The sequence below is a fragment of the Dyella sp. 01N448 genome (assembly GCF_056399225.1).
In genome coordinates this window covers 361,313-379,525 of the sequence record NZ_JBFTQX010000001.1, presented here as the reverse complement: position 1 = coordinate 379,525, position 18,213 = coordinate 361,313, and the positions used below count along the sequence as shown (strand labels likewise).

Genomic DNA, 18,213 nt, shown 5'->3' with positions numbered 1-18,213 from the left:
GGTGAGCGGAGCATAGCCTGCTTTGGGCGAGGGTGCTCTGCTACCATCGGGCGCCGCCCAGCCACCAGCGCAACCATGCTCAATCCCCAACAATTGGCCGCCGTGGAACACTGTGACGGCCCACTGCTGGTATTGGCAGGCGCAGGTTCGGGCAAGACCTCGGTGATCACGCAGAAGATCGCCTATCTCATCGCGCGCAAGAAGCTCGCGCCCTCGCGCATCGCCGCCATCACCTTCACCAACAAGGCGGCGAAGGAAATGCGCGAGCGCGTGACCAAGCTGATCAGCAGCGAGGACGCCGCCGCGCTCACCGTGTGTACGTTCCACGCGCTGGGCCTGAAGTTTCTGCAGATGGAGCACGCGCGCGCCGGGCTGCGCAAGGGTTTCTCGGTGCTCGATGCGGACGACAGCGAAGGCATCATCAAGGAACTGGCGCCCAAGGGCATCAAGCCCGATGTGCTGTTCGGCATACGCAACCTGGTGAGCCGTGCGAAGAATGCCGGCCTGTCGCCGGAAGAAGCGCTTGCCGCCGCACGCAGCCCGCGCGAGCTCGACGCAGCGACCATCTACGAGATGTACCAGCAACGCCTCAACGCCTTCAATGCCGTGGATTTCGACGATCTGATCCGTCTCCCGCTGCGCATCCTGGAGAGCGACGAGGAGTGCCGCAACGTGTGGCGCGAGCGCCTGCGTTATCTGCTGGTGGACGAATACCAGGACACCAACGATGCGCAGTACCGCCTGCTGAAGGCGTTGGCCGGTGAGCGCGGCAGTTTTACCTGCGTGGGCGATGACGACCAGTCGATCTACGCATGGCGCGGCGCCAATCCGGAGAATATCGACCAGCTCGGCAAGGACTGGCCCAGCCTGCGCGTGATCAAGCTGGAACAGAACTACCGTTGCGGCAAGCGCATCCTGCGCGCCGCCAACAAGCTGATCGCCAACAACCCGCATCTGCACGAAAAGAAGCTGTGGAGCGAGCACCCGGAAGGCGCGCAGATCCGCGTGCTGGAGTGCAAGGAAAACGAACACGAAGCCGAACGCGTGGCGGCCATTGCCGCGTCGCTCGCGGAAAAGCACAAGGCCCGCTGGCACGACATCGCCATCCTGTATCGCGGCAATTTCCAGGCACGCCCGCTGGAAAAGGCGCTGCGCCTGGCGCGCGTGCCGTACCATCTTTCCGGCGCACTGAGCTTTCTCGATCGCGCGGAAGTGAAAGACCTGCTGTGCTATTTCCGCCTGCTCACCAACCCGAGCGACGACGCCGCCTTCCTGCGCGTGGTGAACGTGCCCAAGCGCGAAATTGGCGCAACAACGCTGGAGAAACTCGGCGAGATCGCCCAGACGCGCCACGCGCCGCTGCTCGATGCCGCGCGCAGCGACGCCGTGCTGCGCCAGCTGTCGCCGCGTCCCGCCTCGGCGCTGGCCTCGTTCACCCAGTTGATGGATGAGCTGCGCAGCGCCTCGCTGCACCAGAGCGCCGCCGATCTGGTGGAGACCGTGTTGCAGCGCACGGGCTACGCCGCCCATGTCGCCGCCAGCACCACCGATGCCACCCTGCGCGAGCGTCGCCTGGGCAATCTGCGCGAACTGGCCGACTGGTTCCGCGCGATGCAGCGCAACGACAACACCACCGGCGATCTGGCCGCCCAGCTCGCCCTGCTCACCCACGCCGATCGCGACGAGCCGGGCAATGCCGTGCGCATGATGACGCTGCACGCGGCCAAGGGACTGGAGTTCCGCTTGGTCTTCATCGTGGGCTGCGAAGAAGGCACGCTGCCGCACGATGGCGCCATCGACGAGGGCCGCATCGACGAAGAGCGCCGCCTGATGTACGTGGGCATCACCCGCGCCAAGGAAATGCTCACCCTGTCCTGGTCGGCCAAGACCAAGCGCTACGGCGAAGTCCACAGCAATCAGCCCAGCCGCTTCCTGCACGAGCTGCCGCAGGACGATCTGCACTGGCAGGGCAAGGACCCGGAAGCGGACAAGGAAGTGGTGCGCGAGACGGCGCAATCGCATATGGCGAAGATTGCCGCCATGCTGGCCGGCGGCTAAGTCGCCCAAAGCACCGGGACGTCACATAGAATCGGGCGACATATCAAACCGATTCGGATAGTCATGGCGGAACCGGCTCAGCTCTACGCGCAACTGGTCGACGCGTTCAACCGCAGGCAATGGCAGCAGGCCCGCGCCATCTCCGGGCGCCTGCTGCCCCTGGTCCCGAACGATCCGGGCGTCTGCTATATCACCGGCGTGACCTTCCTTGAGCTGGAAGAACTGCCCCTGGCCCTGGGCTTTCTGCACAAGGCGTCGGATCTTGCACCCGAGCGCGCGGATTATGCGACCCAGTTCGCCAAGGCCTTGACCGTGGTGCGGCGCTCGCACGAGGCATTGCAGGCGGCGGACAAGGCGATGGCGTTGCGCCCGTCGGACCCGTTCACGCTGGACACGCTGGGCGTGATCTACACACAGGCGCATATGCACGAACGTGCAGCCGCGGCATTCCGTGGCGCCGTGTCGTTGATGCCGCAACATGCTCCCTATCGCTTCAACCTGGCCACGGCGCTGGTTGCCATTGGCGATCTAGCGGCGGCGGAAGAAGCGCTGGAAAGTTGCATCGCCATCGACCCGACCTTCTGGGGAGCTCACCTTACGCTGGCGCAGCTGCGGCGCCAGACACGCGAGAGCAATCACATCCCGCGCCTTGAGCATCTGGCGGACTCCCACGTACAGGACGTCAACGCGCAGACCTTCGTCAACATGGCGTTGGCGAAGGAGCATGAAGACCTGGGCGAGTACGGCGCGGCCTTCGAGCGTCTGGTCAAGGGCAAGTCGGCGGGCAAGGAGGCGCGCGGATATGCCATCCACACCGATGAAGCCTTGTTTGATGCGATAACGCGGCAGTTTCCCGAGCCGATGGCCACGACCTCGGGCGACCCGACCCGCGAACCCATCTTCATCATCGGCATGCCGCGTTCGGGCACGACGCTGGTCGAGCGCATCATTTCCAGCCATCCGGATGTCTATTCGGCCGGCGAGCTGCAGAACTTCGGCGCCGTGCTGAAGCGCCTCAGCGGCAGTACGACGTTCCCGATGATCGACCGGGATACCATCGCGCGCGCCGGGAATATCGACTGGGCGAAACTAGGCTCCGATTACCTTGCCAGCACGCGGCCGGCAACATCACAGCGCCCCCGCTTCATCGACAAGCTGCCGCACAACTTTCTGTATGCGGGTCACATCGCCCACGCCCTGCCCAACGCGCGGATCGTCTGCCTGCGCCGCGACCCCATCGACACCTGCCTGAGCAACTTCCGCCAGCTGTTTTCGCAGCTGTCGCCGCTCTACGGCTATTCGTTCGACCTGTTGGACACGGGGCGCTATTTCGCCTTGTTCGATCGCCTGATGGCGCACTGGCGAGGCGTGCTTCCTGGCCGCATTCTTGAAGTGGAATATGAAGCGCTGGTGGACTCGCAAGAGGAACACACCCGTCGCGTACTCGAATTCTGCGGTCTTTCGTGGGACGAGCGCTGCCTGCAGTTCGAGAAGAACGATGCACCGGTGAATACGGCAAGCGCCGTACAGGTCCGTGCACCCATGTATCGAACAGCCATCCGGCGCTGGAAGAAGTACGAGGCGCAGCTGTCGCCGCTGTTCGATGTGCTTGAGAAGGCAGGCGTCGCGTTCGAACGCTAGGCGCGCCAAGCCTCAAAAATGAAAACGGCCCCGCTTTCGCGGGGCCGTTCCAATACCAGGCAACCGTTGCCGATTACTTGGCAGTCCCGCCAAAGCTGTACTTCGCCTCCAGGTAGATCGCGCGGCCGTACACGCTGTAGTTGAGCGTGTTGTACGGCTGGTTGGTCGTGCCGGGATAGCTGTCGTCCTTGGGCGGCATCTTGTTGAACACGTTGTTCACCAGCAGCGAGAGCCCGAGGCTCCTGATGGGGTTGTACGTCACGCTGACGTTGTACAGGATCCACGGCGGCAGCTTGCCGGTGCCCGGAGCTTCATAGCTGTTGAGCACGCTGGCCAGGTAGTTCGGCGTGCTGCCATAGCGGTTGAAGTACGCCGTCGCGCTCCACTGGTCGAGCGACCAGGTGAGCGAGCCGTTGACCTTGGACTTGAAGTCCGTGCTGTAGAACGGCTCGCGCAGCACGTCGATCTTCGGATCGATCACAAAGTCCTGGGTCGTGTGCTTGAGGATGTCCGAGTAGGACAGCTGAGCGGCCAGGTTGCCGAACGCGCCGATCGGCTGCAGGTAGCTGAAGTTCGCCGTGACGGCGTTGACCTGCTCGTTGGCCAGGTTGAGCTTGGGCGTGGAAATATTGGTGATCTGGCCCAGCAGATTGCCCTTGCCCGGTCCGCGAGTGATCAGGTTGAAAGCCTGGGCGCAGGTGCCCGACTTGGGATCCAGCGTGCCGGTGTCGCACAGGTATTCGGTCTGGGACAGCTTGTCCGGATCGACCTGGGTGACTTCGTTGTTGATGTCCCAATGCAGATAGTCGGCACTGACGGACATGCGCTCGATCGGTGCCCACACGAAGCCGTAGCTCCACACCTTGGCGGTGATCGGCTGCAGCGCCGGGTTGCCATAGGTCAGGCCCTGATACTGCGTGGCGTCGTACGGGATGGGGCACTTGGTCGGCGCCACGGCCGGCGCAAAGCCAAGGCGTGCGCAGTTGAGGTAGTCGGTGACCGAGTCGTAGTAACCGCTGGGTCGCTGGAATTCATCGGCTAGCGTAGGCACCTTGAACGCCGAACCGTAACGACCGCGCAGCAACAGTGTTTCGAACGGACGGTACTCGATACCCGCGTTGAACGTGGTGTGATCCACGGTCTGGCTGTCGACTTTGTAGGCGTCGTAACGCGTGGACAGATCCATGGTGACCTGTTCCAGCAACGGCAGGCGCAACTCGGCCGTGGTCGCAAAGCGCGAACGATGGCCCGCACCGGGCGTGGCGCTGGTGCCGTAGACGTAGCTCTGCTGATTGCCGTTGATGTCGGTGATGGTCTCCAGCAGGCGCGGATCCGGCGTGGAATCCCAACCCTGATTACCGCCTTCCATGACCAAGGCGAGGCCGGCCTCACCGCCGCCAATCTGGAACAAGGACTGGTTGGTCACCTGGCCGCGGAGCAGGTTATCCCAGGTCTTGGCATGGGACGTGGTGTAGCCGGTGAAGCTACGGAAGTCCGACGTGGATATCTGGTTGTACAGCGCCGCGTAGTTGGGCGTGAACACCGGATAGCCCGAATACGTGCCCTGCTGGCGACCCATGACGTGATCGGAGAAGTACTTTTCGATCGGTCCGGTGAAGCGCGCGAAGTCGCGGTTGGTCAGCTGATCGTCGGAGTGGGTGAAGCCCAGATCGTAGTCCCAGTTGGACTGGCCGAACGTACCCTTGCCACCCAAGGTCAACATGTACGAGCTGTCGTACTGCTTGCTCATGATGTTGGAGAAGCCACCCACTTCTTCCGGCGTGAAGATTTTCTGCGCCAGAACCAGGTCACCGTTGCCGCCATTGCGCGTCGGATCCCAGAAGTAGCCCGCCGTGCTGCCGGCGGTGGCAACGCTGGTACCCCAGAACGTGGTGTTGCTGCCCGAGGTGAACTTCTGCTCTTCGTAGTTGTAGAGCAGGTCGCCGTAGAGCTGCAGGTTGTCGCTGACGTCGAAGGTGGAGTGCGAATAAAGGTTCGCGGTCTTGTCGTCATTGCCAAGCGTCGCGTAGCCGGCACTGTACTGCGAGCCGCAGTAGTCACCCTTGCCCGCGCGGTTCTGCTTCGCTTCGGTGCCGCCGTAGCCGCTGGCCACCGTGGAGCAGTTGTTCGGATCAAGGAAAAGATACTTGCCAGTCAGGCCGCTCGCGAACAGATAGTCGCGCGATGCGGTCGGTGGCGTCGTACCGTCGGTGAAGTACTGCTTGGTCAGGTCGCGCTGATAGCCCCAGATCGGCTTCTTCTGCTCGTACTGCACACCGATCATGGTGTTGAACTTGCCGAAGGTGAAGCTGTCGGCAAAGCTGATGCGCTGACTCGAACCGCCGCCCTCGCTGTAGCCGCCCGCGCGCACGTCGATGGTCGGTGCGTCCACGTGCTTCTTGAGCACGATGTTGACGACGCCAGCGATGGCATCGGAGCCGTACAGCGACGACTGGCCACCCGGAAGAACGTCGATGTGATCGACCATCTCCATCGGGATGTTGCTCAGGTTGTTGAAGATGTCGCTGCCGTTGTACAGGCCGGGGAAGTCGCCCATCGGCCGGCCGTCGATCAGGTATTTGGTGAAGCCCACCGGCAGACCGAACATGCTCAGGGTCTGCGCACCAGTGGTGAACGAGTTGTTGTTCTGCGGGCCCTGCACACTACCCGTCGCGAACGAAGCCTGTTGCAGCGCCTCGGCCACCGTAGTGAAACCGCGTGCCTTGAGATCTTCCGCAGTGATGCTGATCACCGGTTGCGCCGTTTCCACCTGCGACTGCGGAATCAGTGAGCCGGTGACCGTGACGGCCTCCAGCTTCTTGGCCTTCTTGGCGTCGGCGCTATCCTGCGGCTGGCTTTGCGTGCCCGAGGAATCCTGCGGCATCGGTGACGGCGCATCGGCCGCATAAACCGACGAATAACCGAACGCCATGGCTGCCAGCACGGCAACCGTGAGCTTGGACTTCAACATGTTGTCTCCCCTACTAAAAAGCAAAGATTTGTGATCGTTTGCTGCCGCGTTCTGAGTTGTGCCGGCTCTCCCCCGACACATCCCTACGTTGAAAAAGCGTTAGCGCTTACGGCTTGTTTAGCTGACGGCTTGCTGAACAAACCGTAAAATTACGTTTAGCACGGGACAAATTTTTTACACAACCGTTTGTTCTTGCGAATTCGTAAGTGCGTGAATTTGCGTATTTTTTTTGAAGGAATGTGACAACCGCCTGTAGGGTTTTTCCTACAAAACGCCCCGTAAAGGCCGAGAGCGCTTTCACCAAAGCCTGCTGGAACGCAGGCGTATGGACCAAAAAAAGCCCCGCCAGTCTGGCGGGGCTTTGGAGCGCGAGCGGAACGCTCCGCTTGCTTCGGGTCAGATCACGTCGCGGGACATCAACCGTTGCGGGTATGGCCCCCGAAACGCCACTGCAGCTGCAGCATCACTTCGCGACCGTAAACGTTGTAGTTCTCGTTGTTGTAGTACGGATAGGTTCCGGCATAGGAGCCGTCCTTGGGCGGCATCTTGTTGAACACGTTGTTGGTCAACAGCGACACGTCCACGTCCTTGGTGGGCGAGTAGGTGACGCTCCAGTTCCAGGTGATCCACGGCGCCACCTTGGCATCGCCGGGGTAGTTCGGACCGTTGATCAGGCCGGTGTAGTTCGGCGACGGTCCATCGCGGTGGTAGTACACCGTGCTCGACCAGGTGTCGTGGAACGACCAGCCCAGTGCGCCGCTGACGATGCTCTTGAATTCCGAGCTGTACAGGGGATTGGTGAGCTGGTTGATGGTCGGGCCGCCCGGGTAGATCTGGTAGGCATGCTTGAGCATGTCGTTCCAGTCGAGCTGCAGGTTGAACTGGCCGACGGGGCTGGGGTTGAACAGGTATTTGATCTGCGAGGTCACCGACTCGGTCTGCTCGCTCGACACGTTGATGTAGTACTGGGTGATGCTGGTGACCTGGCCGGTGAACTGGTCACGCACCACTTGCGAGGTCGCCGCCAGGCAGTCCGGCGAATTGGCCGGCAGCTGGCCTTCCAGGCACTGCGCGTTTTCCTTCATCAGCAGATCGGCCGGCTGTGGCGCCACCTCGTTGCTGATGTTGATGTGCAGGTAGTCGGCGGTGATGCTGAGGTTGTTGATCGGCGCCCACACGAAGCCTGCGGACCAACTCTTGGCCGTGGTCGGCTTGAGCTTGGGATTGGACAACGTCGTGCCCGACACTTCGGTGGTGTAGTTCTGGCTGCAGTTCTGGCCGTTGCCCTGCGTCTGGCACAGATAGTAGTCGGTGACGTTCTGGTAGTTGCCGCTCGGCCCCAGGAACAGCGCCGACATGTCGGGCGCAAGGAACGAGGTGGAGTAGTTGCCACGCAACAGCAGCGTTTCCCAGGGACGGAATTCCAGGCCTGCCTTGTAGGTGAACTTGCCCGTGTCGCTATCGGAGGTGCTGTAGTGGTCATAGCGACCCGAGAGATCCACCGTAAGCATCTTCCAGATCGGCGCATTGAACTCGAACGCCGACGCCGCGTGGCTGCGCGTGCCGCCACCGGAAGTTCCGGTAAGCCCCCACACTTCGTTGTTCAAGATCAGCGGATTGATCGGCTCGTACCAGGCCTGGCTTCCGCCTTCCACCAGCACCGCCAACGCCGCATCGCCGCCCGGCAGCGAGAACAGGCTGCTGTTGCTCACGGTGGCGCGCGTGTTGTTGACCCAGGTGTTGGATTCGCTGCTGATGTTCTGCATGAAGCTGGCCAGCTGGGCCGGGGTCAGCGGGGTATAGAACTGCGCATAGTTCGGGTTGTAGACGTTCAGGCCGGTGTTGGGGTCGTTGCCCATCTGCGGACCAAGAATGTTGCCGAAGTAGTTGTCCACCGCAGTCGTCATGCGCTCCGGCGTGCTTGAGGTGGTGCGGTCGCCGGAACGCACGAAGTAGATGTCCCACAACCAGTTCGAATCGCCGAAGCTGCCGTTCGCGCCGATGTCGGCCTGGTACATCAGGTCATCCTGGCGGCCAAGCTGGTTGTAGTAGTTGTTGCCCACTTCTTCCGGGCCGAACACGCGCTCGGGATAGAGGATGTGGCCGTTGGTGTCTTCGACCAGTCCGCCCGGATAGTCGATCGGACCCCACCAGTTGTAGTCCGAGCCAGGCGTCCACTTCTGCTGCTGCCAATCGACCAGCGCGTCGCCGTACAGACGCACGTAATCATTGACGTTGTACTTGAGCTTCAGCATGCCGTCGTAGCTGCGGCTCTGATTGAGCAGCGTGGTGTAGCCGTAGACGTCGTTCGAACCGCAAAAGGTGCCGGTGCGGCTGGTGTCGGTCGAATGCGCGTTGACCGTGGTGCCCTTGAACAGGCCGCTCATCGCTGCGCAGTTGTCCTGTGGGCTGATATAGCCCTGCACGGCGCCGGTGTACGTATCGAGCGTGCCGTAGTCGAGCACGCGCGCCACCGTGACCGGCGTGGGATTGGTCGCGGTGAACGAGCGCTGGTACGCCCAGATCGGCGACTGGTTGTCGAATTCGACCGCACCGAGCACGTCGAGCTTGCCGAACTGGTGGCCGAAGGTCAGCGACAAGCGCTGGCTGGAGCCGCCGCCGCCGTCATAGCCGCCCGCGCGCACCAGCACTTCGGTGCCATCCATGTGCTGCTTGGTCACGATGTTGACGACGCCGGCAATGGCCTGCGAACCGTAGATGGACGAGGCGCCGCCGGGCAGCACGTCGATGTGGTCGATCATCGCCAACGGGATGTTGGAGATATTGGTGAAGTTGCTCTGCCCGTTGTACAGCTGGCCGAACTGGGTGATCGGCCGACCATCGATCAGGGTCAGCGTGTACTCGGGATTCAAGCCGTACAGGCTGATGGTCTGCGCACCCTGGGTGAAACCGCCGCTAGCCTGCGGGCCCTGCACGGAACCGGTGGACAACACCGAGCTCTGCAGCACTTCAGCCACGCTGTTGAAGCCGCGGGCTTTGATTTCCTGGCTGGTGATCGTGTAGATCGGCGCGGCGGTCTGGATCTGCGCATTGTTGATCAGGGTGCCGCTGACGGTGACCGCATCGAGGCGTTTGGCCTTCTTTTGCGCATCGGTATCGGTGGACTGGTCCTGCGCCGCGTCGGCGTTCGAACCCGTCGCAGCGGCACTGCCCGGCTGGGCGTTGCTGCTTGCATCGGTAGTTGCGGCGAAGGCTGGCGCGCAGCCGAACGCCAAGGCCGCCAGCACGGCGGCCGTGAGCTTGGACTTCAACATGGATCTCCCCTACATCGAATCTATGAATGGATGTCCCACACGCGCGTCTTCGCACGCCCGATGATTTCGGCGCCCCCGTCTCCCGCGGGGTTGTCATCATTTGGACGCCCAAATGAAATCACCTGTTTGGCTTTCTAACACGAAGAAGGCGCGTCGCAACAGCCCCAAGAAACTCGCAAGTAATTGAAGCGCAAGAACTATTCTCTTGCACTTGAGAGTTGCGATGCGTTCGCAGGAAAGCGCTGGAATTCGCAGGTCACTACTGGTGGCGCGCAACACACTGCGCCCCTTCGCAAGTGCGAACGGACGCTGCGTGGTTTTTTGCGTTGGCGCGCGAGTACGCGCGCGGCGACTCAGATCAGCCGTTCGGCTTCAAGCTCGCTCTTGAGATAGGCGTAGTAGATCGGCGCGGCAATCAGGCCGGCCAGTCCAAAGGCGGCTTCCATCAGCAACATGGCCACCAGCAACTCCCACGCACGCGCGCGGATCTGGCTGCCCACGATACGTGCATTGAGGAAATACTCGAGCTTGTGGATCAGGATGAGAAAGCCGAGCGCTGCGATACCGACGCCCAGCGAAATCGACAAGCCCGCAATGGTGATCGCCGTGTTGGAAATCAGATTGCCGATCACCGGCAGCAAGCCAACGATGAAGGTCACCACCACCAAGGTCTTGGCCAGCGGCACGTGGATGTCCATCAACGGCAACACGCCGAGCAGGAAAATCGCGGTAAATGTCGTGTTGAGCAGCGAAATCTTGATCTGCGCGAAAACGATGTTGTGGAATGCTTCCGCCAGTCGCTGCGCACGCAGGCCCAGCGCAGAAGCCAGCGGGCCGACTTGATGCGCCGGACGCGCGCGGCTGAGCGCAACGATGGCGCCGAGCACCATGCCGATCAGGATGTGCACGAAGACGCGCGCCGCCTCCTTGCCGATGGTCTGCAGGCTCACCGAGTGCTTGCGCGTGAGTTCCAGCGCCATCACGCGCAAGTCGTCGACGCTGTCGGGCAACCAGCCGACCACGGTCCCTGGCAACTGCTCGCGTGCCTTCTCCACCAGCGGCATCAATTGCTGTTGCCACAACAGCTCGGGGTTGCCGATTTCATTGCGCAGAAAACTCACCGCGCCAAGGATCAGCAACACCAGCAAACCCACCACGATGGTGGCGAGCAAGGCCACCACCAGCACCCGCGCGCGGTCGCCGGGCACCCGCTTGCCCAGCAGCGGCGCGGTCGATTGCACCAGCTCGTAGACCAGCAGGCCGGCGAACAACGCAGGCAGAAGTCGCAATCCCAACACCAGCACCAGCGCGAGGCCGGCCAGCACATAGCTGGTGATGCGGATGGCCGACGACGGCGGACGGACGTTCTGGGCAGGTTCCATGCAACTTCATGCGGCGGCGGGGATGGGAGGCAGTCTGTCAGTAGCCGATGAGGGCCGCCAGCCCTGTCGTTGTACCCACGAAGCAGGCGGCCAGGGCGCGCGCAGAGGCGGCGTCGACACGCCCCTGTCGTAAACTTGTCCGATTCTGCGCGCTCTGTTTACTCGGGAATCCTCTATGTCCGTTCGTTTGTCGGCGGCGCTTGCCGCCCTGGTCCTGCTTGCCGGTTGTTCCACGTCCACCCCGACCAAGACGCCTGCACCGACCGCCCCGGTCGCCCCGGTTGCCGCCGCGCCGACGCCCAGGACGCCGGCCGATGACAACCTCAATGCGGTCGCCTGGAGCCAGACGGCGATCGAGCATGACCTGATCTATCTGCAGACCTACCGCGACGCGCAGGCCCGCCTGCCGGCCGCCCTGGCCGACAAGCAGTGGGATGCGCTGCCCAAGGACGACCGCGTGGCGCCGGTCAAGGACCTCAAGCCGGCCGTGGTGCTCGACATCGACGAAACCGTGCTCGACAACTCGCCCTACCAGGCACGTCTGATCAAGAGCGGCGGCGAGTACAACGAGGCCGACTGGGCGGCCTGGTGCAACGAGCAGCGCGCCCGCGCCCTGCCGGGCGTGGTGGAGTTCACCCAGTTCGCCGCCAAGCACGGCATTGCGGTGATCTACATCTCCAACCGCGCCAAGGACCTGGACCAGGCCACCCTGGCCAATCTGCGCAAGGCCGGCCTGCCGGTGGCCGGTCCGGAGTCCTTCCTGGGCCTGGGTACCTTTGTCGAAGACTGCGAACAGATCGGCACCGAGAAGGGCTGCCGCCGTCAGCTGATCAGCCACAAATATCGCGTGTTGATGCAGTTTGGCGACCAGATCGGCGATTTTGTGACCGTTCTGGCCAATAACGCCGAAGGCCGTCAGAAGGCCATGAAGCCGTACATGGACTGGATCGGCACCCGCTGGTTCGTGCTGCCCAACCCGACCTATGGCGCATGGGAGCCCGCTCTGTTTAATAATGACTACACGGCCCCGCGCGACGAACGTCGCCGCCAGAAGATCCAGTCGCTGCGTTTTGACTGATTTCCGTCAAGTAAAAACAACGACTTACGAGCTTAAACCTAAAGTATTGCTTTAAGTTTGACGGGGAAGTAACATCCTCCCCGCTGACACCTGCTGACCTTGATAACTCCGCAGGCAAGGCCATTTCCCTTCCGGCTCTGCCGGATTACCCCGTGAGGCTCAACGCCCGCGGGGTTTTCTTTTGGTGCTATCTAAAGGGCGCTTGAACGGGCTCCCAACTTGGTGTCACGCCTCTTGTTCACGCGGAGTCGACACCCTTACGCTCGGCCGACCGCCTCCGGTTGCCTGGCGCCACCAAACGAGATTCCATGCGTCGCTCATCCGTCTACTACGCCGTTGGTGCGTTCATTGCCCTGCTGGTGCTGGCCACGGCGGCCGCGCTGTTCATGACCTCGCACCACAAGGCCGTCGGGCCGGTGCCGGTGGTGGTCGGCGGCGATACGCCCGAGGCGTCGGTGCAGCAGTCGATTGCGCTGATCAAGACGGGCGACTTCGCCGGCTTCTGGAAGCACGCCCTGCCCCCGGCCGACTACGACACCCTGCGTTCGGACTGGACACGCCCACGTCCCGATGAGCACCCGCTGACGCCCGAAGACCGCGCGGACTTCATCAAGACCATGCAGCAGCTCACCGCGCCCGATGCCGAAACCAAGCTCTACGCAGTGGCCAAGCCCAAGCTGGCCCAGCTGCAGGCGCAGTATCAGGACCAGGTGCCGGTGATGATCGGCATCTTCCAGGCGATTGCCGCCACTGGCGTGTCGCAGAGCAAGGACCTCACCAACCCGCAGAAGCAGCAGGCCACCGAGGTCATCAACGTGCTCGCGCCGTGGGCGCAGACCGTGCCGTGGTTTGACCAGGCGCGCGCCAAGCAGGTGGTCGGCATCGCCGTCGCCACCGCCCGCAAGCTCGACCTGAAGACGCCCGAGCAGCTGAAGGCCATGGACTTCGACACGGCGATGCAGAAGTACAGCGTCGGCTTCCTTGGCATCAAACAAGCCTTGGCCGTTTACGGCCTGTCGGTGGACGACACGCTCGATTCGGCCAAGGTCAGCACGGTGGAGAACCGCAACGGCCATGCCCATGTGCGCATCGACTACACCTTGCTGGGCAAGCCGTTGACCACCGAATCCGATCTGATCGAACAGGACGGGCGCTGGTATAGCGAGGATGTGCTCAAGAACGTGCGCGAGGCGCATGAGCGCCTGCTTGCTCCGCCCGCTCCCGCTGGCAGTGTCCCGGCGCCAGCGATGCCGGCCAGCGTCAGCACGCCGATCCAGGCCATGACGACGAAGCCGCCGGCCAAGCACTGAGCCCCGCCAAAACACCTTGTTTACTTTCGCTCCGGTAAAAGGCCGGGGCGACACGGGCGGCGCTTGCCGTTGCCGCCCGATCCGCCCAACCGACCCGGACAGCTCGGGCCACCAGTTACAATTGGGGAATGCAGAATATGTCGACCACGGACTCTCCCGCCCGTAGCCGCGCGCCCTGGTGGTTCAACCTGGCCGGGCAGTTGCTCGAACCCTGGATGCGCATCCGCCGCGATCCCGCCGAACCGGCCGCCTTGCTCAAGGCAGGCATACCGGTTTGCTATGTGATCGAGCGCGATGGCTTTTCCGATGCCCTGATCCTGGAGCGCGCCTGCCGCGAGGCCGGCTTGCCGTCGCCGATGGCGCCGCTCTCGGGTACGCGCCGCAAGCGCTCGGTGTTTGCCCTGGCCCGCCGCGACGGCTGGCTGTTCGGCCGCAGCCGCAAGCGCTCGCCCAGCGAACCGTTGGGCCAGCTGGTGCGCTCGCTGGAAGGCGACCCCGAGCGCGACGTGCAGATCGTGCCCGTGTCCATCTATGTCGGTCGCGCGCCCACCCGCGAGTCGGGCTGGTTCAGCGTGCTGTTTTCGGAAAACTGGGTCGTCGTCGGCCGTTTCCGCCGCATGCTGGCGCTGCTGCTCAATGGCCGCGACACCGTGGTGCATTTCTCCACCCCGGTATCGCTGCGCACGGTAGTCAACGAAGCGGGCGAGATCCGACCGGAACGCCTCACCCGCAAGATCGCCCGCGTGCTGCGCACGCACTTCCGCCGCATCCGCGCGGCGGTGATCGGCCCCGACCTGTCGCATCGCCGTACCGTGGTCGATTCGGTGTTGAATGCCGAGCCCGTGCGCGCCGCCATCGCCGCCACGGCCGCGAAGGAAAACATCAGCCAGGCCAAGGCGTGGCGTCGTGCGCACGACCTGGTGATGGAGATTGCCGCCGACTATTCGCACCCGGTGGTGCGTTCGGCTTCGTTCCTGCTCTCCAATTTCTGGAACAAGCTGTACGACGGCATCGCCATGCACCACTTCGAAAAGGCCCGCGCTGCCGCGCCGGGTCACGAAGTGGTCTATGTGCCCTGCCATCGCAGCCATGCCGACTATCTGCTGATGTCCTATCAGCTGCATATGTCCGGCGTGGTGGTACCGCATATCGCGGCGGGCGTGAACCTCAACCTGCCGGTGATCGGACCGATCCTGCGGCGCGGCGGCGCGTTCTTCCTGCGCCGCAGCTTCAAGGGCAATGCGCTGTATTCGGTGGTGTTCAATGAATACGTGGCGCAGCTGATCGATCGCGGCGTACCGATGGAGTACTTCATCGAAGGCGGCCGCTCGCGCACGGGCCGCCTGCTGGCGCCGCGCGCGGGCATGCTGGCGATGACGGTGCGTGCCTTCCTGCGCGCGCCGCGCCGCCCGGTGTTGTTCCAGCCTGTATACATCGGCTACGAGAAGCTGATGGAGGGCAAGAGCTATATCGGCGAACTCTCCGGCAAGCCCAAGGAGAAGGAATCGCTGATCGGCCTGCTGCGCGGACTCAAGGTGCTGCGCCAGCGCTATGGTCACGTCGCGCTGAATTTCGGCGAGCCGATCGAGCTTAACCCCATGCTCGACGCCGCCAGCCCCGACTGGCGCACCGACGATCCCGACGCCAAGCCCGAATGGCTGGGCCGCGTGGTGGACGACCTGGCCGACAAGATCCAGATCAACATCAACCGCGCCGCGGACATGAACCCCATCAACCTGCTGGCGCTGGCGCTGCTCGCCACGCCCAAGCACGCGATGGCGGAAAACGACCTGCTTGCACAGCTGGAACTGATGAAGGGGCTGCTGGAAGAGTTGCCTTATTCAGACCGCATGACGCTCACCGCGATGGACCCGGCTGGCATCATCGCCTACGGCGAACAGATGGGCTGGATCCGCCGCGTGCGCCATCCGCTGGGCGACGTGCTGGTGACCGAAGACGAGCAGGCGGTGTTGCTGAGCTATTTCCGCAACAACGTGCTGCACCTCACGGCCACGGCGGCGTGGGTGGCTTCGTGCTTCCTCAACAATCGCCGCATGTCGCGCGCCTCGGTGCTGCGCCTGGGCCGCATCATTTATCCGTTCATCCAGGGCGAGCTGTTCCTGCCGTGGGATGCCGACGGTTTCTGCGCGCAGCTGCAGGCCACCATCGATTTCTTCGTGCGCCGCGGGCTGCTCGAAGCGACCGGCGACGGCCGCGTGCTCGAGCGCGGCCCGGGCCAGGACGATGCGGCGTTCCAGCTCAAGATCATTGCGCGCAGCCTGATCCAGGCGTTCGAGCGCTACTACATCACCATCGCCGCGCTGGTGAAGAACGGGCCGCATACGCTCTCTTCGGCCGAGCTTGAGAACGCCTGCACGCTCACCGCCCAGCGCCTGAGCATGCTCAACGAATTGTCGGCGCCGGAGTTCTTCGACAAGGCGCTGTTCCGCGGCTTCATCCAGAAGCTGCGCGAGAACCGCATCGTGTGGACTGACGACGCCGGCAAGCTCGACTACGACACCGCGCTTGAGGGCATGGTGCGCGATGCCCGCGTGATCCTTTCCCGCGAGGTACGCCACTCCATCCTCAAGATCACCCCGGGCGGCGACGGCGAGAAGGATGCATCGCCCGAAAAGCCGCTGCCCGCCGATGCCACCAGCGAGGCACTGCACGAACGCCATGTGGCGGCGGAGCAGCATGAACATGCGCCGGTCGAGGCGACGGTGGTGGAAACGGCGACGGTGGAAGAGAGCGCGAACGGCGATACGCCGTCGAAGGACTGAGGCGGCATCGCTGCCACCTCCTATCGTCATCCCGGCGCACCCCAAGTGAGGGGGGATGACGGCTTCCATTGCGGCCACATCGCAAGATCCAGCAGGACGAACCGACCCACGCATCGCGACCCCATATAGGTAGTTCGTCATGGGTCGGCCGCCCCGGTCTCACCCTAAGATGAGCGCTTCACCCGGGGAGCTCATCATGACCACACGCGTTGCCTTCGCCATCGCTGCAGCCCTTGCGCTGCCCACCGCCATTGCGGCCGAACCCGCGCAGTCTCCGCCGGACGTCACCGTGCTGCAGTGTGCGCACCTGGTCGACACCGCCGCGGGCAAGCTGCTGGGCGAAACCACGCTGGTGATCGAAGGCAAGCAGGTCAAGGAGATCAAGTCCGGCTTCGTCGACTACAGCTCCTACGCCAATGCCGCCAAGACCTCGGGCGCGAGCTTTCGCTTTGAGAAGTTCATCAACGGCACCTGCCTGCCCGGCCTGATCGACGCACACACGCATCTCACCAGCGAAACGAGCCCCTCCGGTTACACCGATCAGTTCCGCTGGAATATTTCCGACTACGCGATCCGCTCGACCGTTTACGCGCGTCGCACGCTGATGGCCGGCTTTACCGCGGTGCGCAATCTCGGCGACGCGGGCAACGAATCCATTTCGCTGCGCAATGCCATCAATGCCGGCATCGTGCCGGGTCCGCGCATCTTCACCGCCGGCCGGCCGATCGGCAGCACCGGCGGCCATGCCGACCCCACCGACGGCTATCGCATGGACCTGGCCGGCAATCCCGGCCCCAAGGACGGCATCATCAACAGCGCCGACGACGCCTATAAGGCCGTGCGCCAGCACTACAAGGATGGCGTGGACGTCATCAAGATCATGCCCTCGGGCGGCGTGCTCGACGAAAGCAGCAGCGCCGACAACGCGCAGATGACCATCGAAGAGATCAAGGCTGTGGTCACCGCCGCTCACGACTACGGCTTCACCGTGGCCGCGCACGCGCACGGCGCCGAAGCGATCCGCCGCGCGGTGTTGGCCGGCGTCGATTCGATCGAGCACGGCACCTTCATGAACGATGAAGATATGAAGCTGATGAAGGAACACGGCACCTGGTACGTGCCCACCATCATCGCCGGCAAGTACGTGCAGGAAATGGCCGCCAAACCCGGCTACTACCCGCCGCAAGTCGCCGCCAAGGCGCTGCAGGTGGGCCCGATCATCCAGACCACCGCCGGCAAGGCCTACAAGGCCGGCGTGAAGATCGCCTTCGGCACGGATGCCGCCGTCTATCCGCACGGCCAGAACGCCAAGGAGTTCCAATACATGGTGCAAGCCGGCATGCCGCCGATGTTCGTGCTGCAAGCCGCCACCACCCATGCCGCCGAACTGCTGCACAAACAGAACGAACTGGGCCAGATCGCCGTGGGCCGCATGGCCGACATCATTGCCGTGCCGGGCAACCCGATCGAAGACATCACTGTGATGCAGAAGGTGAACTTCGTGATGAAGGGTGGCGTGGTTTACAAAGAGGATGGGAAGGAAGCGGTGAACTGAGTTTGCCTAGTCCCTTCTCCGTCTAGCGTCGTTGCTTATCTGTGGGAGCGCACCCTGTGCGCGACTGCCACGCCTGGGTGTGCTGCTCCGTAGGCTTGTCGCGCACAGGGTGCGCTCCCACAAAGAGCCAACCGGCAGCTTTGATCCGACGCCCAGGCTG

General features: G+C 63.2%; 8 protein-coding genes and 1 pseudogene. 6 read left to right on the top strand and 3 right to left on the bottom strand.

The genetic code is table 11. From position 1 onward, the window contains the following. Positions 1 to 75: 75 nt before the first annotated feature. Positions 76 to 2,058 (top strand): UvrD-helicase domain-containing protein, encoded by a 1,983-nt coding sequence (locus AC1DKY_RS01685; protein ID WP_441611567.1) that lies wholly within the window; start codon positions 76 to 78, stop codon positions 2,056 to 2,058. Between the two features lie 63 nt (positions 2,059 to 2,121). After that, a pseudogene (locus AC1DKY_RS01680) lies at positions 2,122 to 3,570 on the top strand (sulfotransferase family protein); the annotation flags it as partial. Positions 3,571 to 3,772: 202 nt separating this feature from the next. On the opposite strand, the gene AC1DKY_RS01675 reads toward AC1DKY_RS01680, so the two are convergent. From AC1DKY_RS01675 to AC1DKY_RS01665, 3 genes are all read right to left on the bottom strand, one after another. Next, complete coding sequence (locus tag AC1DKY_RS01675) at positions 3,773 to 6,670, bottom strand: TonB-dependent receptor domain-containing protein (RefSeq protein ID WP_441602019.1); 2,898 nt, start codon at positions 6,668 to 6,670, stop codon at positions 3,773 to 3,775. Between the two features lie 416 nt (positions 6,671 to 7,086). Then, a complete protein-coding gene (locus AC1DKY_RS01670; protein WP_441602018.1) occupies positions 7,087 to 9,945 on the bottom strand; it encodes a TonB-dependent receptor plug domain-containing protein in 2,859 nt (952 codons plus the stop codon). 353 nt (positions 9,946 to 10,298) lie between these two features. Beyond that, a complete protein-coding gene (locus AC1DKY_RS01665; RefSeq protein ID WP_441602017.1) occupies positions 10,299 to 11,327 on the bottom strand; it encodes an AI-2E family transporter in 1,029 nt (342 codons plus the stop codon). A 175-nt stretch (positions 11,328 to 11,502) separates the two neighbouring features. Here AC1DKY_RS01665 and AC1DKY_RS01660 point away from each other — a divergent pair, with 175 nt between their 5' ends. The 4 genes from AC1DKY_RS01660 (at position 11,503) to AC1DKY_RS01645 (ending at position 18,053) form a co-directional block, all read left to right on the top strand. Beyond that, positions 11,503 to 12,405, top strand: coding sequence for a 5'-nucleotidase, lipoprotein e(P4) family (locus AC1DKY_RS01660; protein WP_441602016.1), 903 nt, complete (start codon positions 11,503 to 11,505; stop codon positions 12,403 to 12,405). 308 nt (positions 12,406 to 12,713) lie between these two features. Beyond that, on the top strand, positions 12,714 to 13,715 hold the full coding sequence (locus tag AC1DKY_RS01655; RefSeq protein WP_441602015.1) for a hypothetical protein: 1,002 nt from the start codon (positions 12,714 to 12,716) through the stop codon (positions 13,713 to 13,715). Between the two features lie 128 nt (positions 13,716 to 13,843). Continuing rightward, on the top strand, positions 13,844 to 16,498 hold the full coding sequence (gene plsB, locus AC1DKY_RS01650) for a glycerol-3-phosphate 1-O-acyltransferase PlsB (protein WP_441602014.1): 2,655 nt from the start codon (positions 13,844 to 13,846) through the stop codon (positions 16,496 to 16,498). A gap of 196 nt (positions 16,499 to 16,694) precedes the next feature. Continuing rightward, entirely contained in the window at positions 16,695 to 18,053 is a 1,359-nt protein-coding gene (locus tag AC1DKY_RS01645) for a metal-dependent hydrolase family protein (RefSeq protein ID WP_441602013.1), read from the top strand. Positions 18,054 to 18,213 lie beyond the last annotated feature (160 nt).

Bases quoted from the DNA above. Each gene is read 5' to 3' on its own strand.
- AC1DKY_RS01660 (WP_441602016.1), top strand. From the start codon at position 11,503: ATGTCCGTTCGTTTGTCGGCGGCGCTTGCCGCCCTGGTCCTGCTTGCC.
- plsB (WP_441602014.1), top strand. From the start codon at position 13,844: ATGCAGAATATGTCGACCACGGACTCTCCCGCCCGTAGCCGCGCGCCC.
- AC1DKY_RS01670 (WP_441602018.1), bottom strand. From the start codon at position 9,945: ATGTTGAAGTCCAAGCTCACGGCCGCCGTGCTGGCGGCCTTGGCGTTC.
- AC1DKY_RS01655 (WP_441602015.1), top strand. From the start codon at position 12,714: ATGCGTCGCTCATCCGTCTACTACGCCGTTGGTGCGTTCATTGCCCTG.
- AC1DKY_RS01685 (WP_441611567.1), top strand. From the start codon at position 76: ATGCTCAATCCCCAACAATTGGCCGCCGTGGAACACTGTGACGGCCCA.
- AC1DKY_RS01675 (WP_441602019.1), bottom strand. From the start codon at position 6,670: ATGTTGAAGTCCAAGCTCACGGTTGCCGTGCTGGCAGCCATGGCGTTC.
- AC1DKY_RS01665 (WP_441602017.1), bottom strand. From the start codon at position 11,327: ATGGAACCTGCCCAGAACGTCCGTCCGCCGTCGTCGGCCATCCGCATC.
- AC1DKY_RS01645 (WP_441602013.1), top strand. From the start codon at position 16,695: ATGACCACACGCGTTGCCTTCGCCATCGCTGCAGCCCTTGCGCTGCCC.